Raw genomic sequence first — 20,826 nt, 5'->3', positions numbered from 1 at the left:
GGTCGTCTGTTGCGTATCAGTTGACATGGTCTTTCCTCCGTTGGATCTCGCTCTCGGATCTATCGACACCGCCGTCGGTGACTACTGCCATATGCTCGAAGTGAGCATTCAGACTCTCCTCGGCGATGAGCTTCGACTTCCCGAGGTTGTCGTCGCCGACACCGTCGAGGTAGTAGTACGGCTCGCCATCCTCAGCCGTGAGGCGCTTGCAAACCTCCCACTTCCACGTTTCCAAGCTGGTGCGGAACCTGTCGCCAGTCTCGTACCTGAAGGGCGTGCTGTACGGATCCTCACGCGCCATCTTCGAGCACCTCCAGAACCCCGCGAAGTTCCGCAAGACGCCCCTTTTGCTCGCACTGGTGAAGCGCGAGAGGTGCGTTGATTCGGACGTTCGCGTCGTCGTAGTCCATCCGCGGATCGTCCTCGATCTCCTCGATCCGATCGCGAACGTGCTGAACTACCAGCTCATCTTCGTCACGCGACATTGGCGGCCCTCCATTCCCACCCGTCGCAGTCCGGGCACTGTTGCCGTTCGCATCCCGAGGGCAGCTGGGCCTGACCGCAGCCGGTGCACGCTGCGAGCGTCACGCGCCAACACCCCCGTCCGAGAGCGTCCGCGACCACACGTCCTCGTCGTACCACAGGCACTCCGGGCAGTCCATCCACGTCGAGATCGGGTGCCCGCAGTTGGGACAGTCGTAGTAGTCGCGCGTCACCTCGCCCTCGATGCTGTCCTGGTGCGTCTCCTGGCCGTCGTAGTCAAGAGTGTCGACACAGACGGCGGGGCGCTGAATCCCCTGCCCCTGTTGGTCGCTCACGAGAGAACACCCCACGGGTCGGCGTTGACGATGAGTCGGGTTACTTCGTCGACCGTTTCCCAGTCGAACTCTTCCTTGATCTGCTCGTGGAACTCGTTAAGGTCTTCGGGGTGCGGTCCCACGACCCTGGCGACATCGTCGCCGTCGTGGCGGGCCTCGTTGTGGTCGCGGACGACTGCCTGCGCGTCTGGCTCGTGGTCTTTGGAGCTTACCGACACACAGTCCGGACAGATCGCGTGGTGCCGAAGATTCGACGCGGATCCATCGTCCGCCGTTGTCTCGTTGCTCATTGTGGTCTCTCCCCCGGCGCGTGCCGGGTATGCCCCCAGCCGGGATCGAACCGGCGAGCACCAGTAGGGGCGCTGCCTCTCCCAGGCCGAACGTCCGTCCAACGAACGCCCGGGAGAGAGACGACACCAGGCGACGCGCCCATGCTGACAGCGAATGAGTGGCACTCAGAGGCGACTGCGCGCTTGGCCGATGGACTGTTCCGACGCGTGCGTCGCATGGTGTCTACATACATATTAGTCCGTTACCACTTAGTGTTTGCGTCGCAATTTGCACACCACACACCGTTTGTAGTACCAACACACAGCCATTAGACCGCCGAAAATCACTTACAAAATGCCAACCAATATACGATCCACGTGAGCACACAACTCGTACCCCACATGAGTAGCGATGAACTCGACGACCTGCACCACGAGATACTCGAGTTACTCGAGGACGGTCGCGCAACGCCCGGGTATCTGGCGTCACGTACCGGCGAGAGCGGCCAACTTATCAATAACAAGCTGCGGGACCTGCGGCTGACGGGCGACGTTGAACGCGTCCACAAGGGTCTGTACGAGCTGACCCACGAGACCGGCGAGGCTGTCGCCCCGCATGAGGTACGCGAGGCCGACGCCGATCTCGTCGAGTTGGTCGAGCGTGTCGAGTGGGAGGACATCAGCAAGACCGACGACCGCGTGCAGGCGTGCGCGCTCTTGCTCACGCGGATCCGACGCGGCGCACGGTACACGTCCGCCGAGATCAAAGACAGCGCCGACGAGCTAGGCGTCGGCGTCGGCGGTGAGTCATGGCGTAAGGCGGTGAACGCCGCCGTCGACGCATCGGATGGCGTGAACAGGAATCAGACGGCGGTGTACTGGTCGCCGCGGTAGACGCGCGGACTATTTCTCACGGTGTGTCAGCGGCTCGGCAGAACGTCCCGGAGAGACCGGGTCGAACGGAAATCGGGTCGAACGTTCTTCCCACCCGATTCTCGGTCCCCACCCACCCCTACCACCACCGCAGCAACACCGCAGCAACTACCGCACCACGCTCTAACGAACCGCGAAAGCGAGTAAGTTACGCGACACGTCGTAACGTAAGTGAGACGTGGAGCGTGTCGGAGGCGGCTTCCCGCCGCGTCTCGGGGTCATGTTCGACCCCCCATTCCACCAATCGGGTGGGAAGAACGTTCGACCCACCCCTCAGGAACCGACCGGGTGGGAAGAACGTTCGACCCGGAACGGCTCATGCGTCCTCACCCCACACGTCGAGATCGATAACGATCGACTTCCGGCGCTGGGCGACGCCGTCCGACGGCGGCTTGTACGGCCGGTACTCCGTCCCCCGTTTCTTGTACTTACCCTTGTCGTCGTCCTCGCTGTCAGGATCGGCGGCGAACCACTCGATATACGTTCCGCACATATCCTCGCTCTTGCCGGTCGCACCGACGATGTCGCCGCGGTGTAGCTTCACACGGTTGTTCGGGAGCGCGTGCGTGCTGCTGTTACGTTTGTTCATCGCTTGGTCGACGATCGCCTCCCAGGCCTCGGAGACGCCTTCGGTGCCGCCATCGCTTAGCCGTTCTTCCAGCTCCTCAAACTGCGCAGTTTGCGACTCCAGCGACTCGATACGCTCGCGGATGTCAGCGACCACATCGCGATTCTCGACCACGTCGGCGGTCATGTCGATGTGGTCCATCCCAACGAGGGAGCCGAGAATCAGGTTGATCTCGTCTTTGCTGACTTTCGTGTTCTTCTGGTTGTGCTCGAGATCGTCAACTTGCTGTTGAAGCTCGTCCTTCTCGTCCTCAAGTTGCTCAATGCGCGCTTGCATCCCGCGCATCGTCTCGAGCATCTCGCCTTTCGTCGGCTCGGCGTCAGCGTCGGATTCGGTGATCGATTCCACGCTCATTCGCCCTCCTCCAGCGCCGCCAGGCGCTCCTCGAGGTCGTCGATACGATCGGCTTGGTGGTTGACCTTGCGGTTGAGCGCTTGCACCAACGGCTCGACGGGCTCGTCACTCGCGGCCATCACATCTCACCTCCGTGCCGACCGACCGTCGCCTGCTCGCCGGCGAGATCACGGCCGCACTGAGAGCAGCGGTAGCAGTCCTCGCTGATCGCGCCGCAGGCAGGACAGCCGTACGTCGCGACCGACACGCGACTGTTGACCGTCTCGACGATGTCCCAGGGGACCCTTGCGGTCTCGCCGTCCGGACGCGCGATCTCGACGAGCGGCGCGTCGTCCTCAGCGTGCACGACCGCGCGCTCGACGGTGCCGCCGATGCGATCGTCGGCCGTCGAGAGAACGACTGTGTCGCCGACGAACGGGTCGGTCCGGTGGTCGTAAATCCGGTAAGTCTCCGAGTCGGTGTCGGCCTCGCCGGGTGCTGTCTGCGCACTCATCCTGCCACCTCTGTGTGTGGTGTGTGCTGACATGGCTGGTTGGCGACACACGCTCCGCTCCCGGTACGACTAAGAGGCACCAGCGAGAGGAGACAGGTGTTCAGGTTGGCTCCCTCAGTTTGCTGGGGCCACTTTCTCACGTCCGTCAGCGTCGGGTGTGTCTTACTCCCCACCAGAGTGCACGGGGACATAAAGCCCCGCGAACGTGATGGATCCAGTCTCATTGCTCGACCTCCACGAAGTCGTCTAACGTTTCGATCTGAACTAAGCCATCACGAGCTGGACAACGCCGGCCGTCGTCACGCTCTTTCGCGTGCCCGACCTCAACGCCAGCGGGCGTTTCTGTCACCTGTTTCCCGCATTCCGAACACCGACGCTCGATTCTCGAAGTCGGTTCGGCATCGGCCTGGACACGGCGCTCGAGTTCCGGACCGGTGATTCCCCACCGAACTTCGGCGTCGGTCGGCGGCCGCTGCAACGACTCGGCACCGTCAATATTCGGGTACTTCTCCTCGCGCTGGAGCGCGCCGTCGGAGCCGAATCGCGATTGGTGCGAGCGACTCATGCGGTCACCTCGGCTTTGATCGCGTCGACGGCGTCGTCGTCCGCGCCGTGCTTTTGGGCTTGCGTGAGGTGCCAGGCGACCTGCATCCGGTCGTCGCGCTCGGCCGCGCGACGCGCTTTCCGGAGGTAATTCTGCGCGGGATCGGTCACGCGAACGCACCCCCGCGCTTGAAGTCGGCCTCGGGATCGCCCTCGGCGACGAGCAACTGCGCGGCCTCGCGGAGATGCTGGCGACACACCTCGCCGACGAGGTAGTGCTGGCGCGCGGCGACGAGCTGCTCGCGGACGGCGTCGTCGCGGTTCCACGTCTCCAGCGCGATCTCGATGCGCTCGCGAGCGCGGGCGGCCTCGCCCTCGTAACTCCGACAGACGGCGGCGTGGGCCTCCTGCGTCACGCGGCCGACGCGTAGGATGTGGCTACTCTTATCCGATGCGCCTCCAACCGTTGTCGTACCCCCGGATTTACGGGGGTTCGGGTCTAACTCGTGCATACGGGTTGTGCGATACCCGATGGCGTCGGACGGGGCGTGAACCCGTTCGGCGTCGTTTTCACGACAACCGAATCCGCCTCGTAGCGTCGCATGCCCGTAGCGTAACACTACTCCCTATTAATTCCAACGCCAGAACAACACCGACGCCGGAAATATTGCCTTTGAATATATACGATAGATACAACCGAATGTGAGGTAATAGTGCCCGGGCCAGAAGTCTCAGATGACGATGTTGACATCCTCCGGTATATCCGCCTGCGCCCGGAGCCATTCGCGACAGCGCGAGACATTGAGCCGGATATGGATGTTGGCTACAAACAGACGAGAAATCGCATGAATCAGCTTGTCGACGACGGTCTGCTGAATGTCAAGCTCGTGGGGACCACGAAGGTCTACTGGCTTTCCGACGAGGGCAAAGCGGTGTTGTCTGGCTCTGACTGACTGGGCAGGTACCAAACGACAGACCGCGCGCCGATTTCTCGCTTTTGCAGGTCCGAGTCGTCATGAAGGTCGTTTAGGCGCTTGTTGATCGTCCGGCGTGTGACTGTATCGAATCGCTCCGCAACCTCGCGAGTCGTCACAAACGGACAATCCTGCTGACGAACGAACTGTAAGACTTGATCGTGGCTCGGATCACTCATTTTCGGCCCCCGTCGAGTGCTCATACACTCGGATGTTTCTCCGACGTTGGAAAGGTTTTATGGTGGTTCGTACGTTAGAAGTTATTGAGTTCACCCGTCGCTCTATAGCAGTTTCACGGTGAAACTGCCCGCCTGTTACAGCAGGCGGGCGACGGGTGGGCTCGGTTCCAGCTATGTCGACCGAAAGCCCGTCGCCTGTTACTGAGGGCGACACGACCGATAAGCGTACCGACGACGAACCGCTCGCGGACGCCGGCGACCGCCGAGCACGCCGCCGAAAGCGCATCGCCGAGGCGGCACCGTACGCGAGCCAATGAGGCGGCTCACGTGCCCGTGCTGTGGCGATCCGATCGCCACGACCTCCAACGGCCCCGTCGGGCTGTGCGACGACTGCGACGCCGCTCACGAGGCTGTCGCATGAGCCTACATCAGACCTGCCGCCCCGAGGCGATCCCGACCGCGCGCCAGCTGGAGTCACTCCCCAGCGTGCTCGATACTGATCTCGTCGAGCCGGACGCCGGCCTGCGCGCGTCGCTGACGATCGAGATCGCGATCGACGACACGGTCGTCCTGCCGTCCGTGCTCGACGTGCTCGCGCGGCGCGACGCTGCCCTCTCCGACAGCAGCCAACAGGGCGGCACGGCGACGATCGCCGTCGCGCGCGTCTGATTCTCATTTGGCGTCCGGAGTTTTTTGGTAACTGCCTACGGCCATTGCTCAAATGGGACTGACGGCGCTCTACCGCTACTACTTTGGACCGCGAATCGATGCCACGGCCAAGACTGTCTTGGACGCCTCGGATGCACTCGACAGCGCCGAAGCTGAGTGGCAACGGACAAGCCGAGCCCACATTCACGGAACCCTTCGTATTACGCTTTGGTTCACACAAACAATCGGTGATGGAACCGATATTTCGCGTATTGGTCTGAAGAACGATGGTCGAGTCATCGCCTTTTTGAATGTTGAACCGGGCGATGATCTGGCGTCTTTTTCGTGGGAAGAGAGCGATATTCGCGACATCGGGGTTGTCGCGAGTCCGGATGATGCGGACCAACCGCGCCTGACTATCGTCGGTATCAACGCAGATGATCGAGTTGTGTTCGAGGACCAGATTGAGTTGCAGTACACTTGGTCGCAATACTCTTGACTGAGTTGCTAAGCGTTCGCTCGCGCCTGTAACACCACCACGACCGCAGTTCTCGGTCCCACGCGCATCCATTGTTGTCACCTCGTTTGGATCGAGTCCACTCCGCCTTTAAGCCGAGCCGCGCGCGGTGAAAGTGAAACTCGATTCCGCCAACATATTCCCAGATTGGTATTATATATTTTCGTGTGCAGTCCTCGGTAATTGGTCGTAAATTCTCAAATTCAGATTCGTGAGTTGGTCCTTCATTTCGTACGTTGTCCCCGAGTAATTCAGTCGCCGTTTTCGGCCGATGTATCTGATTTCTGACTACCGTCGCGCGGGTCGCTGACCAGCTCGAAGAGGCGGGTCGATTCGTGAACGACGCGGACGTGGCCCGCGGCCTCCAGAACCTCCAGTCGGTTGTAGATCGTGTTCCGTGAGTAGCCGGACTCGTCTACGAGCATGCCCTTGGTCGCGCGCCCCTGCTGTAGAACGTCGAGGATAGCCTCATCTGCGGGGCGGAGATCGTCCTCATCCATCGGTGTGTGCATTGGCTGTGCGCGGGCCATGTGCAAAGTAACCAGTCCTACGCACTTTGCCTTTGGGGTCTGCCCATCCATACTACTTGTGCAGTATGCACAACTACTAAGTACATCGGGATTGAATGGGTTGATATGAGCGCAGAAGTGGCTCAGCGACCGACCGAGGAAGAAGACGAGACCAGCCAGAAGAAGGCGGAACTCCTCAATTGGGTCCACCCCGGCGACGCGCCCGAGGACGCCCTGACGGCCCGCCAACTAATTGAACTGAAGAAGGGAGTTCGGGCGGCTATCGAGGAAGACGACTCGATTCTCAGCGCACCCGGTGACCTGCATTCCAAGCACTGGAACCACGCGGGAGTCGGCGTCTCGATCTGGATGCACCGCAGCGGTGTAGTCGTCATGACCTGCGAAGGCGACAGCATCGTGACCGACGCGGACACGCTCGACAACATCAGCATCGCCAAGGCGGCGTTCTTCGCCGACCCCGGAATGGTCGCCGTCTCCAGCGAAGATGTGGAGAGGGCCTGAAATGACGCCTGACTTCCGCTGCACTCGCTGCGAGTGGGCTGGTGACGACTGCCAGCGCGACGACCACTACCCGGTGTGCCCCGAGTGCGGGGCCATCGTGGACGTACTGAAGACGATTGAGGCGGCGTAGCCCCGTTGGAGCAGCGCGGTTCGACTCCGCGCCGGGGCCTTGGAGGTGAGCGATCAGATGCACCCGAGTCGAGCGCGTTCAGGCAGCCCGCGAGCGAGAGAAGAAGCCGCGGCGCTGACCCTGGATCCACTAACCATTTACCCGCGCTCTACAAGCACGCTCGGGGCTCTGGCCGCTTATCTCCTGCGAGCCCGCACCGCGGTGGAGCGCGACCAAGCGTACCCGACACCGTCGGCGATGGCCCGTGACGGGCCGCTGCTCACGCAGCAACCGGCGCAGCCCCTCACGCCTACCACGGCACACCGGAACGGGGCGATGGGGAGACGGTCGCGTGCGTCGGGGTTCGACTCCCCGGGCGGGCACTTGGGCCACATGGACGTGCGTGGTGGAATGAACCGAGTCGCGGGATGTCCCGTAACCGGGGGACGCCCCGGCACGCCGCCCGGGAGCGCCGCTGTGCGGCACCCGGACCGGTGCATCCGCGAGGTAAAGGGACTGCCCCGCGGTGAAGAGAAGCCACGAATCGAGTTCAAATCTCGATTGGCCCACTCGGGTGGCGACCTACGCCGTGAGAACATGACGACTGTAAAATACGTATCGTTGATGCGGTGTCAAGGAGGGAACTCCGCTTGGGAGGACGAAGACGGCGAGCGAACGGTAATTGCCGGCAAGAAGCCGAAGACGTGGATGCCGCGCGTCATCGTCAAGACCGAAGACGGAAGGGAAGTAATTGGCGTCTGCTACAAACGCGAGGCACTCGCCGAACTCCCGGAGTGGATGAATCACGAGGATGCCTTCAAGTGGGCTCGTGAGACCCTCCCCGATGGATTCGAAGAGTTCTACGACGGCGTGGAGGTTGAGGCATGAGCTTCGACCGCGTCCCCGACGAGCTGCGGAAGAACAACCTCGCTATCCGCTGCATGATTCACGAGTACGAGCCCGACCTCTGCGACGGGTGGCTGACCAGCGTCGAGATCGACCCGTCGGACGTCAAAGTAGATGGCTACGACCGAATTCAATTCGCGGACCACATCCCGACCGAGTGCCCGGAGTGCGGCGACCGCGTGCTCGAATACAACGGCGTTGAGGTAACATTCCACGCATGAGCGAGTTACTTCAGTGTGAGGGGTGTGGCGAACCGTTCGGCAGTGTCCGGCTCGTCTACGTAGACGAGAAGCACAGACCGATCTGCGACGACTGTCACAACGGTGACGTGGTCGCTGTCGGTCTGGTGCAGAACTGGTACGACAAACCGATGTTCGGCAAGCTCACCCGTCAAGAGATTAGCGATGTGAAGGAGGTGCCGACCCTTGCCCGAACCTGAGATTTCTGAATTCAATCAACCACGGAAGTGGGCACACGGCGACGAGAACCCCGTCATGTGCCAGCACTGCGGATCGACGTGGGCCGGGGACTCACTCTACAAGACTGGTGACGTGCTCCGGTGTCCGGGGTGCGACGGGGTGATGCGACCGCGACTGAACAATCCCGATGCCACCACTGCGGGATGCCGCAGGACGAGCCAACCCTTGACGGTGGGTGTCCATACTGCGCGGACATCTACCCGTACTCGGACCCACACCCCGACAACGCCACTCGGTGCGATGGGTGCGGCCACCAGCGAGCGGAGGGGCAGACGTTGACTATCCCCGATGAAGACGAGGAGGAGATCATCGGAACGTACTGCCGTGGTTGTCTCCAGATTCTTGATGAGGACGACATCGAGCCCGGCCAGCACGAGCAGTACACGCTGATGGAGGGGTCGGCGTGACTGACGTAAACCAGACCTCGGCAAAGATGGAACTGGCGTACTGGCGAGAGAGGGCCGAAGAGAACGTCGAAGAGTGGGGTCTCCAAGAGATCGACACGCTCCTTCTGGCAATGCAGGAAGAACAGGGAGAACTCGCACAGGCGTACCTGGAGGCAGAGCACGAGGACGGTGACGCTGCACGAATCGCAGCCGAATTGGACGATCTCGCCGCCTTGTGCATCCAGCTTCGGTGGAGGCTCGAAGAGCTATGAACGGCTGTCCAAACTGCGGCTCCGACGTCTACCCGCTCGACGGGATGGATCGAGTGACCTGCACGAACCCCGACTGCGAGCGGTACAACGTCGGGTGGGATCCGACGGAGGAGGCAGCATGAGCCAGCGTGTTTCAATCAACTACGAACGCGACGGTCGAGAGGTTCGCGGTCTCGCCGCTTGGCGTGTCCTCGAACACTTCGGCGGTCAGGCCGACGAGGACGTACTGGAGAGCATCAAGAAGCGACTCCCCATCGCACTGAAAGACTTCCCGGCGCTGGCTCACGAGACCATCAACGTCGGTGTTCTCTACGAGAACGCGGACGCACAGGCGCAAGCGTTCGGTTACAACCGGCTCATCTGCCTGCCGCCCGAGGAGCACACGACGAACGTCACGCTCTGGCACGAACTCGGCCACGTCGCCATCCGCGTTCGCCATGAGAACGGCGAGGACGTCGCCAAGACCAGCGAAGAGTTTTGCTCGATCTACTCGGTCGCGCGGATGCCACCCGATGTGATCGACGAGGACCGCGTTCCGTATCTCGGTGAGCCGTCGGTACCTCGTGAAGAGTGGCCGAACATCTGCCAGAGGGCGCTGGAGTACCGGGAAAACAACCGTAACTACATCCAGCAGTGCAAGGAGTGGCTCGGAATATGAGTCCCGGAGAAGACGGCGGTGACTGTCCTCGATGCGACTCGACGACTACGCAAATCGGCTACGAACGAGCCGTACTCGGCGTCGTCTGTGAGAACTGCCGACTGATGCTTCCGATCAGTTACGACGCGATGCCGCTGAAAGAGGCGATGGACACGGACTGGAGCGATTGGGAGCCGATCCGGGGCTGTAGCTACGGCCCGGATCCGTGGGGGTAACACCTCGATGAAGGAAGATGAACCCGACCGACGATGCACTCACTGCGGCGGTTCGATGGCACCTAAATCAACGTGGGACGCAGAAAACCCGGACCGGGCTTGGCAACGGATGGTTCGATACCAATGCCGCCAGTGCAACGTTGAGGGCGTCCTGACCATCGGGAAAGACCGCCCGAACGTCACCGGTGGCTTCGTCTCAGAAGAGATCGTACTCGACGAGGTCGTGGGGATATGAAGCCGCAACCAGCACCGCGCCACGTCCAGGAGATGGCGCTGTGCATCCTTTTCGATGAAGCCCCGCACGAGCTGGAGGGGCGAACGTACATCCAGAAGCTGATGTTTGCGTTCCAGCAGGAGGTCGGAGAGAACTGGTTTGTCTTCGAGGCGGGCGACTACGGCCCGTTCGCCAAGGGCCTCTACCCGGTCGTAGACTACTGCATCGAGAACCAGTACGTCACCGAGGAGGAGATCAAGGACGACGACGGCCGGATCCGATACCACTACAGCGCCGGTCCGGCCATCGACGACGTCTTCGGGCACGCCGAACACGACGATCTCCGCGCAGCTGCTCGGGACGTGTTCGACGAGTACCCGACCGAGGACCTGACGGACCTACTCGACGCGGTCTACACGGAGTACCCGGCATGGGCCCGGAATTCGGTGTACTGACGGTTCGTTTTAAGTACCGAACTGCTGTATTGTCCGGGAAACGTGTCGCGGGAACCGGACATCGATGGACGAACGCCTGACCGCTTTCTGGAGCCACCCGAAGACTCCGAGGACTCCGACAGCGACCTTGACGAGCCTTCTATCGACGACTTCGACATCTCCGAATCCAGTTCCGGTCCGTCGCTCATCACGCAGATAGAAGGCAATCTCGACCTGGAGACGCAACTCCTCCGCTACCTCGATCAAGGCCTCTCGCCGGAGGAAGCCGTCGGGAAACTCGACCTCTACACCGGAAACGTCCCCTTCTGGAGCCTGGAGAAGAACTGGTACAAGCTCGACGAAGAGGACGCCGCTCGCCTGTTCCTGTACCGGTCGCTCAGTTCCTCGAAAGACTACGCCATCGAGGACGAACTCAAAGACGGCGCTGCCGAGCGTCTCGGTCTAAATGACGTCGTCACCGAGAACACCATCGAGCGGATCAGCGAAGAGGTGGAGGCGCAGATCGGCCCGGACGTCAGCCACCGCCTCCGAGAGATCGTGGAGCAGCTGGAGGACAACGACGAGATCGTGACGCTCCCCGCCGCGACCGCGGACGGGCGCGGGGAACCCGAACTGGTGCTCATTTCCCGGGAAATGCGGAAGCTCGCGTACCAATTCATCCAGTTGGACCGCGACGAGTCCAGGGTCACGTACCCGAAATGGCAGTTGTTCAAGCTGATGGAAATCGCCGGACTATGCAACATTCACCCGAACGATGCCGAGGCCTCGCTGCGGTTCCTGCCGTACTTCTACTACCGGGACGCGCCCGGGTTCAAAGCACTCTGGAACCAGCTCCGCGAGTACGACACCTTCGAACTGCGGAAGATGTACCTCGCCGCCCTGGAGCGCATCATCATGGTTCTCGACGAGTACGGCTATCTCCCGGACCGGTCCGACCTCGCTATGGACCTGACCAACCTGATGTGGTACGGGCGGCACTCGACGGAGAAAGACGAGGACGGGAAGCGGCTCGACCGCGACGACATCCCGCACGAGGACCAGCCTATCGGCGTGGAGGGTGTGGACCAGAAGGCCGGGAGCGCCTTCGCGTTCCAGATCGCCAGCATCAGCCTCGCCAACGTCGAGATGCCCGTCACGCTGGCCGCGAAGAGCATCCAGCGGCGCGGGAACATCGAGCACCAGATAGACGAGATGCTGACGTACGCGAAGCACTACGTCGAACCGGACGTCGTCTGCATGGACGGCGGGTTCTACGGCCGCGGGATGCAGAACTGCCTCGAAGAACACGACCTCAAGTTCATCAGCCGACTGCGCGCCCGCCCGCCGGCCATCATTGACAACCTGAAGGAGGCCGCCATCCACTACGACTTGGACTACAACGCGGCGGGGTACGATGTCCGCCTCGGTGAGGTAGTCCCCGAGAGTGAGGCGGAGTCGTGGCTGATCACGATGCCGTCGAAGAAGCGGATCGAGCGGGCCGAGACGGGCACGGAGGACAAGGGGAATTGGGAGGTGTACTACACGAATCTCGATCCCGAGGAGTTCGGCGGCCTGGAGATTGGGCGGCGGTACCGGCAGCGGTGGACGATAGAGACGGCGTATCGGCTGATGAAGCACGACTTCACGGCGAAGTCTGCGAGCGAGCTACGGAGTCAGCGGGAGTTCATCGCCAACATGGCGTTCATCTACAACGCGATGTGGATGGCGTCGAACGTGACGTACGCCGTCGAGAACGACCGGCCGGTGAAGGACGACCAGGGCCGATACCCGTTCACAGCGAATCAGTTCATGGTCGCCATGCTGCTCGACATGGAGGACATCGACGTTGGCGAAGTACGCGACCTATCAGTTCGAAGTAACATCGTTCGAGAGGTGTTCGGCGACGGCTATCCGTTCCTTCTCGAAGGTCATCCTGAATTTGAGAATTGAGGCTCAATTACCGAGGACTGTGTGGGTTACAGGAGGCCGAAACGGGAAGGTAATGCTGTAGCCGGCTACAGCAGGATACATCAGTTTCGCGGTCGTAATCGCGGTATGGAGCAACGACGCGACGAGACGCTGGTCGAATACGCGCAACGGTGCGTCGACGAAGGCCGCCCCGAGCAGTCGGTCAGTTGGGAGCAGACGATCGACGCCGCCTGGCTGGTGCGCCTGGCGGCGACGTTTCCCGAGGGCACGAGCCCGCAGAGCATGGTCCGCGGGATGGCGACCATGCGCCTGAGCGATCAACTTGCGACGGAGGCGGCGTGCCGGGAGGATGTCGACGATATTTCAGCGACGTTGCACGCAATCGCTGACGGCGTGGAACAGATCGCGAGCACTAAGGACTGACGTAGCCCTCGGCGGTATTTATTTTACAGAGCGCTGTCCTTTCAACGCTATGCTACAACGATTCATTCAGACGACTGGAGCCTTCCTTGATCGGTTGGTTCCAAAGTATGTCGTGACTCTCCTCTTCGTGTTATTCGTGTTATTTTTAGGATCGGTTCTCTACTCCGCGGGGCTTATTTAGTCAACATCCCGCGAACTGCGATTACTCTGTCAACCTGAGAGAGCCAGCAAAGCCGGATGCAAACACCAACCAGGAAGCCGAACGTGAATACTGATAGCTGATTCACGAACACGACCCCCGCGCCGATCAACGTCGCCCCAACGACCGCCGGTGCAACGGCAGCTACGCGGACAATCGGCGGCGCTGGCAACTCAGATTCGAACTCCACTTGCGGCGGCCACCACGAGACTGTAGCATCGTAGCCAGCGGCCTTCAGCGGCGCGTAGTGAGCGACCTCGTGGAGTAGGTATCCCACGACCAATCCAACAGCAACCGACACCATGAGCCAAACGGTCGGGCTCATGGCGTCTCTATACGCCGAGCGATGAGGACCGCGAGCAGTCCGAACGCTCCGAGGAGTAAGATGCTCGCGAAGCCGAGGACAGGCGTCGCAACCTGACTAAGCGCCCCGCCGCCGAGGATCAGCGTGTAGACTGCCGGCATGGCGAACGAGCCTGTCCGAGCGTAGCTCATCGTCGAGATCGTGAACCAAAGCAGCGTTCCGACGACGATGAGCCCACCCATCGAATTCGCGTACAGACAGGTGAACGCATCGACGAACGCCTGATCTGCAAGCGCCTGCTGCATCGCGGCCAACGCCTCGGAGTACCCGCTTGCACCGGAACAACTCATAGGTCAGTCCCCCGGGCGTAGCTTAGCAGGTCGACGATGACGAACACACCCGCGAGCGCGGCGAATGGGTCGACGATGGCGTTGGGAAGGAACAGCTTGAGCATCGCGAATCCTGGGGCGATCGTGTTCACAATGATGCCGACCTGATCAGTCAGCGTGTTGTACATCCCGAACAGCGTCCCACCGACTGAGTTTCCGAGCCCGACATCGTCTTTCTCGGTAGCCTGTTCGATCTCATCGGGGCTCCCAGTCTCAAGATTTAGGCCGAGATCTCCGGCAACGCCCATCCCGACCATCATGCCTCCAAACAGGTTGAAGGCGATGAAGAAGACTGCGAGCTGTGTGCTGATTCTCATTGTCTCACCATGGCGTACACCACGCTGAATAGGATCGCGACGGCGATTGTCGCGCTCGTTGCGACGCCCTCCAGTAGCCCGATGTACCAGAGGATCCCGGAGAACAGCGATGTCGAGACGACGCCGACACCGATGTTGAGCCGGCTGAACAAGCCCCCAGTCACGAGGACAAGTCCGGACCCGACGATTTGGATCCAGACGGTGTCCAGCCCGCCAGGGACCAAGTCAATCTGTTCGGGGCCCAACGCGACGGTCGCGCGGAACGGCTGTCCGTTGCGCTGCCCCTCGAACACGACGAGATAGCCATCGGACAGGCTCTCGTTGATCGAAACGCTCTGCGAGAGGCTGTTTGTCCCGTAGTACGTGACGGGTTCCAGCAGGTAATCGGAGTCGTTGAACCGGTTGACGATGCTGACCGTCAGCACGTCCGTTTGGTTGGCGGGGTCGTTGTATCCAATCGACACCGTATCCTCGCTGGCCGAGGCGTTGTAGGCGAACGACTCCCCGCTGCCGATCGTGACTGCGGGCGACTGGGGCCGGAGCGGCACCTCGTCGGCAAGGTCGGCGACGTACTTCCCGAGCACCGCTGTATCGCCATCGGGCGCGACGATGCGCAGCCGGTAGCGCTGGCCCTCCTCGAGTCTCACGGTGACACCTTCGACTCCGAAGCGGTCCCCAGCGACGACCTGGAACTGCTCGGTACCGTTCACATCGACTGCGCGCTCGATGTAGAGCTCCGTCTCTGGTGGGAACTCACCGCTGGGGTCTTCGAGACTAAACCGCGTTTCGACGGCCGTCGTGTTCTCACCTAAGACGTATGCCGTCTGCTGTTGCAGGACTGTCGGCAGAACCGTTGTGCGCTCGCGGTATCCGTCGGCCTGGATGTCGATGATGACTGGATCGCCACCTGGCACACCGCTTAACGAGACGGAGCCATTGGTCGTGGATCTCGTTATCGACCCAGACTCGGTGTAGATGGTTGCGGTGAACTCATCGACCGACTCTGAGGTGTTACTGACGTTGCGAACTGTGAGGTTGCCTGGAATCCCAAAGGAGCCACCTTCAGTCGATTCGGCTTCGAACGGGTCCTCGGCCGTAACCGACCACGAATACTGGCCTGCCTCTGGGACTTCACTACTCGCGAGCGTGTAGTTGTAACGACCTGCAGAACTGATAGTCTCCTCGTGGACGACCGTCCCATCGACGCGCCACGTGAGGTTCACGTCGCGATCCGGGAGCTGGTCATCATCGATGTCAGCGGCGAGCGTGACGGTCCCAGAGACAACGTCGCCTTGCGGCTCGGTGTTCGTTATCTCCGGCAGCTCGTTGTCGACGAGTTGCAGATCGTATGATCCGCTCTCAGTAACCGATAGGGTGACTTCGCCGCTGTTGTCAGATTCAGCGGCGTCTACCGGGTCGCCTGAGCCATCCACGAACTGGTAGAATTCGTTTGACTCGAGCCCGTAGAACGTCACGTCGACACTTCCGGAGACGCCACTTGTGGATATATCCTCACCAGACGTCTCGGTGTTGATGGTCCCCCACGTGACGCTGTCTGCATCGCCGCGGACGCCGACGGTATCGTAACTTGACGGCTCTATCTGGACTGTTGAATCGGCCGATACGTTCGAGAGCGCGACACCAGATCCAGTATCCCAGCTATCGACTCGGATCGTATCGTCCGTCGATCCGGTGTGCTCAACAGTTCCGCCTGGAACCGAGAGTGTTTGTGAGTCGTCGAAGGGATTACCGGACAGGTCGGTCTGACTCCCGAGAGTCACCGACAGACCGCTATCCGTCTGAAACGTGGATCCGGACGTGTAGACGCCTGTTGCTGCGAATACAGACGCACCGGACAAGAGCACCACACCAACAGCGATAGCCAGTACGGTCCGGCGTCCGAACTCTATCTTCACGGCGGCCCTCCGGCAGCTGCCCGCTGCGTGGTGACGTTTTGGCGGACGAACTCATTGTACAGCCCGATGACGATGACGCCGACGCGAATCACCCACATGAACCATACCGTGATGGCTTCGTACATCTCCGCGGCCCATTCTTCACCGTTGACTGGCCACGTGACACCCTCAACCATCTGGTAGAGGTTCGATGTCGGCCCGATGACATCGATGAGTAACTGCTGGGCATACAGCGTGACGAGCAAGATCACGCCAATTGCCGCGAAGGTCCGGATACGACTCATCTCAGGCGAACCTCGTCTGATAGACGGTGAACGCGATCGAGCCGACGACAGCGATCACCACGTACACGACCGGAAGATTCGACAGCAGTACGTCGGTCCATTGATGAGACCTCTGGACAGCCGGGAGTTGTGCGTTGTCCCCAATGTACTGCATCGGCGACTCCGCTAACCACCAGACTACCCAGACAACGACTGCACCGCCCGCGAGCGACGCGACGAGGTCAACGAACCCGACAGACTGGCGCAGTCGCAGCCTCATAGCAGCTCCCGCTCTCCGTAGTCGAACCGCTGTTCATCCTCGTTGCCACGCGCCTGACCGCCGCCGAGTTCCTCACCACTAATGTCAATGTCAAGACTCGGTCCGTCACGTGGGTTGTTCGGCGTCGGATCCTTGAACGGTCCAGGGTCGCCCGTCCGCGGCGTGTTGTTCACACCGCTCGTTGTCTCCGATGTTAGTCCGACGCCAGTCCTACTGTTAAGTTGGGTATCTGCGAGCGCATCCGTCTCTACGCGTGTCCTGGCCCCAGTAACGCCCCCCGTCTCGATTTGAGTACCGACACCGAGGCCGAGGTCTGCAACCGAGGGCGTACGCGCTTGTGAGGCTCTCATAGTTTCAATTCCCAGACCATCCCCGAGTTGCTGGACGGTATCTACATCAGCGCCGACACCAGCGGAACCTGCGGCCACCCCGACCGCAGCGCCTGACGCGCCACGACCGAGCGAATCAGCGAAGAAATCGCTCTGAGTGGCGGCGTCGAGCGGTTCGGTATCCTGCCCGAGCCTTCTCTCTGCCCGCGCACGTGCCGCAGCGGCGCGTGGCGGTGCAGCGCCTTCTCCTGTGGCCTCTCGGAGTTGCTGACGGTCGCGCCGCGTCTGTCCTCTACTTGGCCGGTCTACAGGAGAGGTGTCACTCGGGCCTTCCTCGAATGTACGATCGGTACCGACTCGAGGAGAGCCTACCTCATTCCGTGAAGCGATGTCGCTGCCGGAGATCGTCCGAGTGTCGCTGTCGCCGAGAAGTGAGCCCGGGCCAGCCTGGCCTCGGTCTCTACCCGGTGATGTGAACTCGTCTCGAAGTGTATCGGCTGTTCGTTGAACGGTTGCAGTTATGTCTCCGGGCGCGTCCCTCACACCGTCGCCGATCTGGCGCGTTGCGCCACGCGCTGCCGATCCGACCGGCGCATCCGCGCTCGCTGCTTGACGAGCGAGACTCGTCCCACCGAGCAACGCACCCGCGACCGCGGGGGCCGCTCTCCCGGCCTGGGCGGGGTCCTCCTGCACCTGCTCGCCAAACTCAGCGGCGGCCGACGTGATCCTACTGATTCGGGTATCCAGTTCATTCCTCGCCTGTTGCGTGTCCTCCGACGGCTCACCGTCGAACTCACCAGGCGCCACTGGTGAAGGTTCGAAGGCCTCGGGAGCACGCTCAGCAACAAAGGCGGCGAGTTCAACTGTTTCAGTTGTCCCGGCAATTGTCTCACCAGGGAGCGCGGCGAAGGATTGCTGCGCGATGTTCACGCCGCGGTCCACCGTCGAATCGGGATTGTCAATTACTGGGTTGTCCTCCGCGAACGAGCGCCCGAGATCGGCGGCGTCTCTCCCGACCAGCTTAATACCTCTTTCCACCGGGTCGTCACCGCCCTCTGCAGACACATCGATGTTAAGGCCGAGACCAGCTGCTGCCACCGCCTCGGTTACATCACCACCACTAACGCCTCCCGCCTGTAGTGCGGTGAAATTGATATCGTCTATCTCACTCTCGGAATCCGTTCCATTGTTGATCTCATCGATCTCCTGTTCCTGCTGAGCATCATTGACGTAGCGCTCTGCTGCACCCTGCAACTCATCGAGCCGCCCCTCGCGTTCTTCGATGGCCTCGAGCTCGCGCTCGCGTGCCTGATCCTCCGCGGTCGCTTCCGCGGCGTTTCGGATCATCTCCGGTTCCGCCGCGTTGATCCGCTGCGTGGTTTCGACCGCCCCGGTCGCCAGTTCCGGTGTCCCCGTCGTTCCGAGTGAGACACTCTGGTTTGCCCGCTGCGTCTGTTCGCGTTGGATCGCCTCCTCAGTCGGACCGACGATGATCTCGCCGTCCTCGACACCACGAACGACAATTTCGTCGCTATCGAAGATACCACCATCCGGGTCAGCTGCGCCTGTATCAACGAGGTCGGGGTTCTGGGCGATGAATGACCCAATCGCCGCGCTTCGCTGTTGCGAGGAAATGATCTCAGTATCCCGAGTCTGGCCACCAATCTGCTCACCGGTGGTACTTTCTTGGGTCTCTATTTCCTCAGTTGTGCCGCTTTCGGGCGTTTCTGAGGCAGTTGTCTGCTCAGGTGTGCCGCGGTTCTCACCGCTACTGTCTCGGAGATCTGGGCTTGAGGTGCTCCCGCCGCTGTTTGACGATGAGCCTCCATCGTCGCTGGATGTTGTCTGCGAGCCATCCGGCTGCGTCGTATCGCCGCCACCGGAAGATCCGCCTACATCCGACGGTTCAACGCGCTGGTCGCTCGTGTCTGTACTCTCCGACTCGGACGTTGTCTGCGACTCTGTCTGTTCGTCGGTCGATGTTCCCGATTCAGTATCCTCCGTTGGTGTGGCTGTTGGCCCGGTATCGTCCGTCGGCCCATCAGTCATTGAGTCGGTGGTCTGTTCAGTCGAGTCCGTGTCTCTCGTGGTGGTGTCCGTTGTATCAGATGATGACCCACCGCCGCTATCCGATCCACCGGAGTCGACAGCAGTCGGGCCGCTGTCGTCTACTGGTGAGTCGCTCGTCTGCTGAGTCTCATTATCCGACTGCTGTTCCTCGTCGGTACTACTGCCGCCAGCACCGTCCGTTCCGCGGTCTAGCTTAACCATTTACAGTTTGTCCTGTGGTGCGTTCGTTCGTGTCGATTCGCCGATCATGTCGAAGGGCTCAACGAATGCTGGGATCACCGTCACAACGGCTGCAGCGACAGCGAACAGCGCTAGCGCGGGCTCGCTACTGCTTCCGGTCGAGTCGACGGTCTCGATGTTGAACAGCCCGTACGCAACCAACGCCCAGGCGACAAACCCGAGCGTCCCGGTGGCCATCGCGACTGCGTCAACCTCGAGTAGCCAACTAACGAGCAGAAGGACGATCCCAATCCCGGCGAGCAGCTGGATAAGGCTCAGCAGCATCAGCGAACCACCACGTATCCGAATGCCAGGATAAGCGAGATGGCTGCGACGAGCGCCGAGCTGGGGATCGTGACGCCGGCGGCAACCCCGACCGCAGAGACACCGGCGTCTGTCGCATTTAGTGCGGCGCTGCTCGTTGCAGTATTCGCCTCGTCACTCGCCGTAGACAAGGAGCGGAAGCCGATGAACAGCACCGCAAACCCTGCGACGGCAGTTGGAATGAGTCGCGTCATGTGGTTTCCGTCGCATGGGTCGAAGGTGGTAGTTGTCCCCAGTTCTACCGCAGCAGCGTGAGGTACCCGATGATCAGCACGAGCGCGATGACCACGAACACAGTCGGCATGTTCGTGAAGAACGAGTTCACGCCCTCTTCGAGCGCCTGGGAACTGTTGTAGAACATGTCTCCCTCCGACAGCTGCATCGTCGAGCCGATGGACGACATGACGTTGATCCCGGCATAGGCCGTCGCGCCGGCCACGACGACGGTGATGACCGCGTTCTGCAGGTTGAGGCGCTGGTTGAGGTGCATCTCGATCGTTTCCTGAGAGCACCCTGCCTCGGACATCTCGGTGGCGATCTCGCGCGCCTCCGCTACTTCGGCTCGCTTCTCGCTAAGTGCCTCACGGTAGGCGCTGACCTCCTTTGCGGTGACGCCGAGATGCTCGGCAATACCGCTCGGAGACTCGGTCGTCGGGGTCGGTGCATCCGTCTGGGTCGCGGCAGCGGTCGACATTACACCCGAGCCACAGATGCGCCCCTACATAACTGCCTACAACGGTTAAGGCCTGTACCGTGCCGTACCTATCTGTACCGCGTCGTACCACGCTGTACCACCAGATTACA

Annotated in this window: 38 protein-coding genes; 17 read left to right on the top strand and 21 right to left on the bottom strand. The window is 61.2% G+C overall.

The window, feature by feature from the left end; genetic code table 11:
• Positions 1–16 precede the first annotated feature (16 nt).
• The 4 genes from Hbl1158_RS17120 to Hbl1158_RS17105 all read right to left on the bottom strand — a co-directional run bounded on the left by Hbl1158_RS17120 (position 17) and on the right by Hbl1158_RS17105 (position 1,108).
• Complete coding sequence (locus Hbl1158_RS17120) at positions 17–301, bottom strand: hypothetical protein (protein WP_234299929.1); 285 nt, start codon at positions 299–301, stop codon at positions 17–19.
• Complete coding sequence (locus Hbl1158_RS17115) at positions 291–485, bottom strand: hypothetical protein (protein WP_234299928.1); 195 nt, start codon at positions 483–485, stop codon at positions 291–293. The genes Hbl1158_RS17120 and Hbl1158_RS17115 overlap by 11 nt, the downstream gene beginning before the upstream one ends.
• 99 nt (positions 486–584) lie before the next feature.
• A complete protein-coding gene (locus tag Hbl1158_RS17110; protein WP_234299927.1) occupies positions 585–818 on the bottom strand; it encodes a hypothetical protein in 234 nt (77 codons plus the stop codon).
• A complete protein-coding gene (locus tag Hbl1158_RS17105) occupies positions 815–1,108 on the bottom strand; it encodes a hypothetical protein (RefSeq protein WP_234299926.1) in 294 nt (97 codons plus the stop codon). Before Hbl1158_RS17105 ends, Hbl1158_RS17110 begins: the two co-directional genes overlap by 4 nt.
• A 381-nt stretch (positions 1,109–1,489) precedes the next feature.
• Here Hbl1158_RS17105 and Hbl1158_RS17100 point away from each other — a divergent pair, with 381 nt between their 5' ends.
• Entirely contained in the window at positions 1,490–1,981 is a 492-nt protein-coding gene (locus Hbl1158_RS17100; protein WP_234299925.1) for a hypothetical protein, read from the top strand.
• 355 nt (positions 1,982–2,336) lie between these two features.
• Here Hbl1158_RS17100 and Hbl1158_RS17095 read toward each other — a convergent pair whose 3' ends face one another.
• From Hbl1158_RS17095 to Hbl1158_RS17075, 6 genes are all read right to left on the bottom strand, one after another.
• Complete coding sequence (locus Hbl1158_RS17095) at positions 2,337–3,002, bottom strand: hypothetical protein (RefSeq protein ID WP_234299924.1); 666 nt, start codon at positions 3,000–3,002, stop codon at positions 2,337–2,339.
• Positions 2,999–3,121 (bottom strand): hypothetical protein, encoded by a 123-nt coding sequence (locus Hbl1158_RS17235; RefSeq protein ID WP_255764279.1) that lies wholly within the window; start codon positions 3,119–3,121, stop codon positions 2,999–3,001. The genes Hbl1158_RS17095 and Hbl1158_RS17235 overlap by 4 nt, the downstream gene beginning before the upstream one ends.
• Positions 3,121–3,495, bottom strand: a complete 375-nt coding sequence (locus Hbl1158_RS17090) for a hypothetical protein (RefSeq protein WP_234299923.1) — start codon at positions 3,493–3,495, stop codon at positions 3,121–3,123. Before Hbl1158_RS17090 ends, Hbl1158_RS17235 begins: the two co-directional genes overlap by 1 nt.
• Positions 3,496–3,715: 220 nt before the next feature.
• Entirely contained in the window at positions 3,716–4,060 is a 345-nt protein-coding gene (locus Hbl1158_RS17085) for a hypothetical protein (protein ID WP_234299922.1), read from the bottom strand.
• Positions 4,057–4,209 (bottom strand): hypothetical protein, encoded by a 153-nt coding sequence (locus Hbl1158_RS17080; protein WP_234299921.1) that lies wholly within the window; start codon positions 4,207–4,209, stop codon positions 4,057–4,059. Before Hbl1158_RS17080 ends, Hbl1158_RS17085 begins: the two co-directional genes overlap by 4 nt.
• A complete protein-coding gene (locus tag Hbl1158_RS17075; protein WP_234299920.1) occupies positions 4,206–4,454 on the bottom strand; it encodes a hypothetical protein in 249 nt (82 codons plus the stop codon). The genes Hbl1158_RS17080 and Hbl1158_RS17075 overlap by 4 nt, the downstream gene beginning before the upstream one ends.
• A 297-nt stretch (positions 4,455–4,751) precedes the next feature.
• Between Hbl1158_RS17075 and Hbl1158_RS17070 the strand changes: the two genes are divergently transcribed.
• The 3 genes from Hbl1158_RS17070 to Hbl1158_RS17060 all read left to right on the top strand — a co-directional run bounded on the left by Hbl1158_RS17070 (position 4,752) and on the right by Hbl1158_RS17060 (position 6,338).
• On the top strand, positions 4,752–4,991 hold the full coding sequence (locus tag Hbl1158_RS17070; protein WP_234299919.1) for a hypothetical protein: 240 nt from the start codon (positions 4,752–4,754) through the stop codon (positions 4,989–4,991).
• A 617-nt stretch (positions 4,992–5,608) separates the two neighbouring features.
• A complete protein-coding gene (locus Hbl1158_RS17065) occupies positions 5,609–5,860 on the top strand; it encodes a hypothetical protein (protein ID WP_234299918.1) in 252 nt (83 codons plus the stop codon).
• Between the two features lie 52 nt (positions 5,861–5,912).
• Entirely contained in the window at positions 5,913–6,338 is a 426-nt protein-coding gene (locus tag Hbl1158_RS17060) for a hypothetical protein (RefSeq protein ID WP_234299917.1), read from the top strand.
• Positions 6,339–6,607: 269 nt separating this feature from the next.
• Here the strand turns inward: Hbl1158_RS17060 and Hbl1158_RS17055 are convergent, their stop codons facing one another.
• Positions 6,608–6,856 (bottom strand): helix-turn-helix domain-containing protein, encoded by a 249-nt coding sequence (locus Hbl1158_RS17055; protein WP_234299953.1) that lies wholly within the window; start codon positions 6,854–6,856, stop codon positions 6,608–6,610.
• 135 nt (positions 6,857–6,991) lie between these two features.
• Between Hbl1158_RS17055 and Hbl1158_RS17050 the strand changes: the two genes are divergently transcribed.
• The 13 genes from Hbl1158_RS17050 (at position 6,992) to Hbl1158_RS17005 (ending at position 13,412) form a co-directional block, all read left to right on the top strand.
• Entirely contained in the window at positions 6,992–7,387 is a 396-nt protein-coding gene (locus Hbl1158_RS17050; RefSeq protein ID WP_234299916.1) for a hypothetical protein, read from the top strand.
• Between the two features lies 1 nt (position 7,388).
• On the top strand, positions 7,389–7,517 hold the full coding sequence (locus tag Hbl1158_RS17230; protein ID WP_255764278.1) for a hypothetical protein: 129 nt from the start codon (positions 7,389–7,391) through the stop codon (positions 7,515–7,517).
• Positions 7,518–7,973: 456 nt separating this feature from the next.
• Positions 7,974–8,384: a hypothetical protein gene (locus Hbl1158_RS17045; RefSeq protein ID WP_234299915.1), complete on the top strand. Its 411-nt coding sequence runs from the start codon at positions 7,974–7,976 to the stop codon at positions 8,382–8,384.
• The gene (locus Hbl1158_RS17040; protein WP_234299914.1) at positions 8,381–8,623 is read left to right on the top strand and encodes a hypothetical protein; all 243 of its coding nucleotides are present in this window, start codon (positions 8,381–8,383) and stop codon (positions 8,621–8,623) included. The genes Hbl1158_RS17045 and Hbl1158_RS17040 overlap by 4 nt, the downstream gene beginning before the upstream one ends.
• Complete coding sequence (locus tag Hbl1158_RS17035) at positions 8,620–8,841, top strand: hypothetical protein (protein WP_234299913.1); 222 nt, start codon at positions 8,620–8,622, stop codon at positions 8,839–8,841. The genes Hbl1158_RS17040 and Hbl1158_RS17035 overlap by 4 nt, the downstream gene beginning before the upstream one ends.
• Before the next feature lie 315 nt (positions 8,842–9,156).
• The gene (locus Hbl1158_RS17225) at positions 9,157–9,288 is read left to right on the top strand and encodes a hypothetical protein (protein ID WP_255764277.1); all 132 of its coding nucleotides are present in this window, start codon (positions 9,157–9,159) and stop codon (positions 9,286–9,288) included.
• Entirely contained in the window at positions 9,285–9,539 is a 255-nt protein-coding gene (locus Hbl1158_RS17030) for a hypothetical protein (protein WP_234299912.1), read from the top strand. Before Hbl1158_RS17225 ends, Hbl1158_RS17030 begins: the two co-directional genes overlap by 4 nt.
• Positions 9,536–9,661 (top strand): hypothetical protein, encoded by a 126-nt coding sequence (locus tag Hbl1158_RS17220; RefSeq protein ID WP_255764276.1) that lies wholly within the window; start codon positions 9,536–9,538, stop codon positions 9,659–9,661. The genes Hbl1158_RS17030 and Hbl1158_RS17220 overlap by 4 nt, the downstream gene beginning before the upstream one ends.
• Positions 9,658–10,197, top strand: coding sequence for a hypothetical protein (locus Hbl1158_RS17025; RefSeq protein WP_234299911.1), 540 nt, complete (start codon positions 9,658–9,660; stop codon positions 10,195–10,197). The genes Hbl1158_RS17220 and Hbl1158_RS17025 overlap by 4 nt, the downstream gene beginning before the upstream one ends.
• Before the next feature lie 222 nt (positions 10,198–10,419).
• Positions 10,420–10,647 carry a hypothetical protein gene (locus Hbl1158_RS17020; RefSeq protein WP_234299910.1) on the top strand — a complete coding sequence of 76 codons (228 nt, stop codon included), beginning with the start codon at positions 10,420–10,422 and terminating at the stop codon, positions 10,645–10,647.
• Entirely contained in the window at positions 10,644–11,081 is a 438-nt protein-coding gene (locus Hbl1158_RS17015) for a hypothetical protein (protein WP_234299909.1), read from the top strand. The genes Hbl1158_RS17020 and Hbl1158_RS17015 overlap by 4 nt, the downstream gene beginning before the upstream one ends.
• A 42-nt stretch (positions 11,082–11,123) precedes the next feature.
• Complete coding sequence (locus tag Hbl1158_RS17010) at positions 11,124–13,010, top strand: transposase (protein ID WP_234299908.1); 1,887 nt, start codon at positions 11,124–11,126, stop codon at positions 13,008–13,010.
• A 105-nt stretch (positions 13,011–13,115) separates the two neighbouring features.
• On the top strand, positions 13,116–13,412 hold the full coding sequence (locus tag Hbl1158_RS17005; RefSeq protein ID WP_234299907.1) for a hypothetical protein: 297 nt from the start codon (positions 13,116–13,118) through the stop codon (positions 13,410–13,412).
• Between the two features lie 173 nt (positions 13,413–13,585).
• Here the strand turns inward: Hbl1158_RS17005 and Hbl1158_RS17000 are convergent, their stop codons facing one another.
• From Hbl1158_RS17000 to Hbl1158_RS16955, 10 genes are read right to left on the bottom strand one after another with little or no spacing between them, the layout of a single operon-like run.
• Complete coding sequence (locus tag Hbl1158_RS17000; protein ID WP_234299906.1) at positions 13,586–13,936, bottom strand: hypothetical protein; 351 nt, start codon at positions 13,934–13,936, stop codon at positions 13,586–13,588.
• Positions 13,933–14,220 carry a hypothetical protein gene (locus tag Hbl1158_RS16995; RefSeq protein WP_234299905.1) on the bottom strand — a complete coding sequence of 96 codons (288 nt, stop codon included), beginning with the start codon at positions 14,218–14,220 and terminating at the stop codon, positions 13,933–13,935. The genes Hbl1158_RS17000 and Hbl1158_RS16995 overlap by 4 nt, the downstream gene beginning before the upstream one ends.
• A gap of 41 nt (positions 14,221–14,261) precedes the next feature.
• Positions 14,262–14,621, bottom strand: coding sequence for a hypothetical protein (locus Hbl1158_RS16990; protein WP_234299904.1), 360 nt, complete (start codon positions 14,619–14,621; stop codon positions 14,262–14,264).
• Positions 14,618–16,537: a hypothetical protein gene (locus tag Hbl1158_RS16985; protein WP_234299903.1), complete on the bottom strand. Its 1,920-nt coding sequence runs from the start codon at positions 16,535–16,537 to the stop codon at positions 14,618–14,620. Before Hbl1158_RS16985 ends, Hbl1158_RS16990 begins: the two co-directional genes overlap by 4 nt.
• The gene (locus tag Hbl1158_RS16980) at positions 16,534–16,821 is read right to left on the bottom strand and encodes a hypothetical protein (RefSeq protein WP_234299902.1); all 288 of its coding nucleotides are present in this window, start codon (positions 16,819–16,821) and stop codon (positions 16,534–16,536) included. The genes Hbl1158_RS16985 and Hbl1158_RS16980 overlap by 4 nt, the downstream gene beginning before the upstream one ends.
• 1 nt (position 16,822) lies before the next feature.
• Positions 16,823–17,080, bottom strand: coding sequence for a hypothetical protein (locus tag Hbl1158_RS16975; protein ID WP_234299901.1), 258 nt, complete (start codon positions 17,078–17,080; stop codon positions 16,823–16,825).
• Positions 17,077–19,680: a hypothetical protein gene (locus tag Hbl1158_RS16970; RefSeq protein ID WP_234299952.1), complete on the bottom strand. Its 2,604-nt coding sequence runs from the start codon at positions 19,678–19,680 to the stop codon at positions 17,077–17,079. Before Hbl1158_RS16970 ends, Hbl1158_RS16975 begins: the two co-directional genes overlap by 4 nt.
• Positions 19,681–19,983, bottom strand: coding sequence for a hypothetical protein (locus tag Hbl1158_RS16965; protein ID WP_234299951.1), 303 nt, complete (start codon positions 19,981–19,983; stop codon positions 19,681–19,683).
• Entirely contained in the window at positions 19,983–20,216 is a 234-nt protein-coding gene (locus Hbl1158_RS16960) for a hypothetical protein (RefSeq protein ID WP_234299950.1), read from the bottom strand. The genes Hbl1158_RS16965 and Hbl1158_RS16960 overlap by 1 nt, the downstream gene beginning before the upstream one ends.
• 44 nt (positions 20,217–20,260) lie before the next feature.
• Complete coding sequence (locus tag Hbl1158_RS16955; RefSeq protein ID WP_234299949.1) at positions 20,261–20,716, bottom strand: hypothetical protein; 456 nt, start codon at positions 20,714–20,716, stop codon at positions 20,261–20,263.
• Positions 20,717–20,826 lie beyond the last annotated feature (110 nt).

Source organism: Halobaculum sp. CBA1158 (assembly GCF_021431925.1).
Lineage (GTDB): Archaea > Halobacteriota > Halobacteria > Halobacteriales > Haloferacaceae > Halobaculum.
The sequence above is the reverse complement of the archived record's forward strand: the minus strand, read 5'-3'. Positions and strand labels throughout refer to the sequence as shown.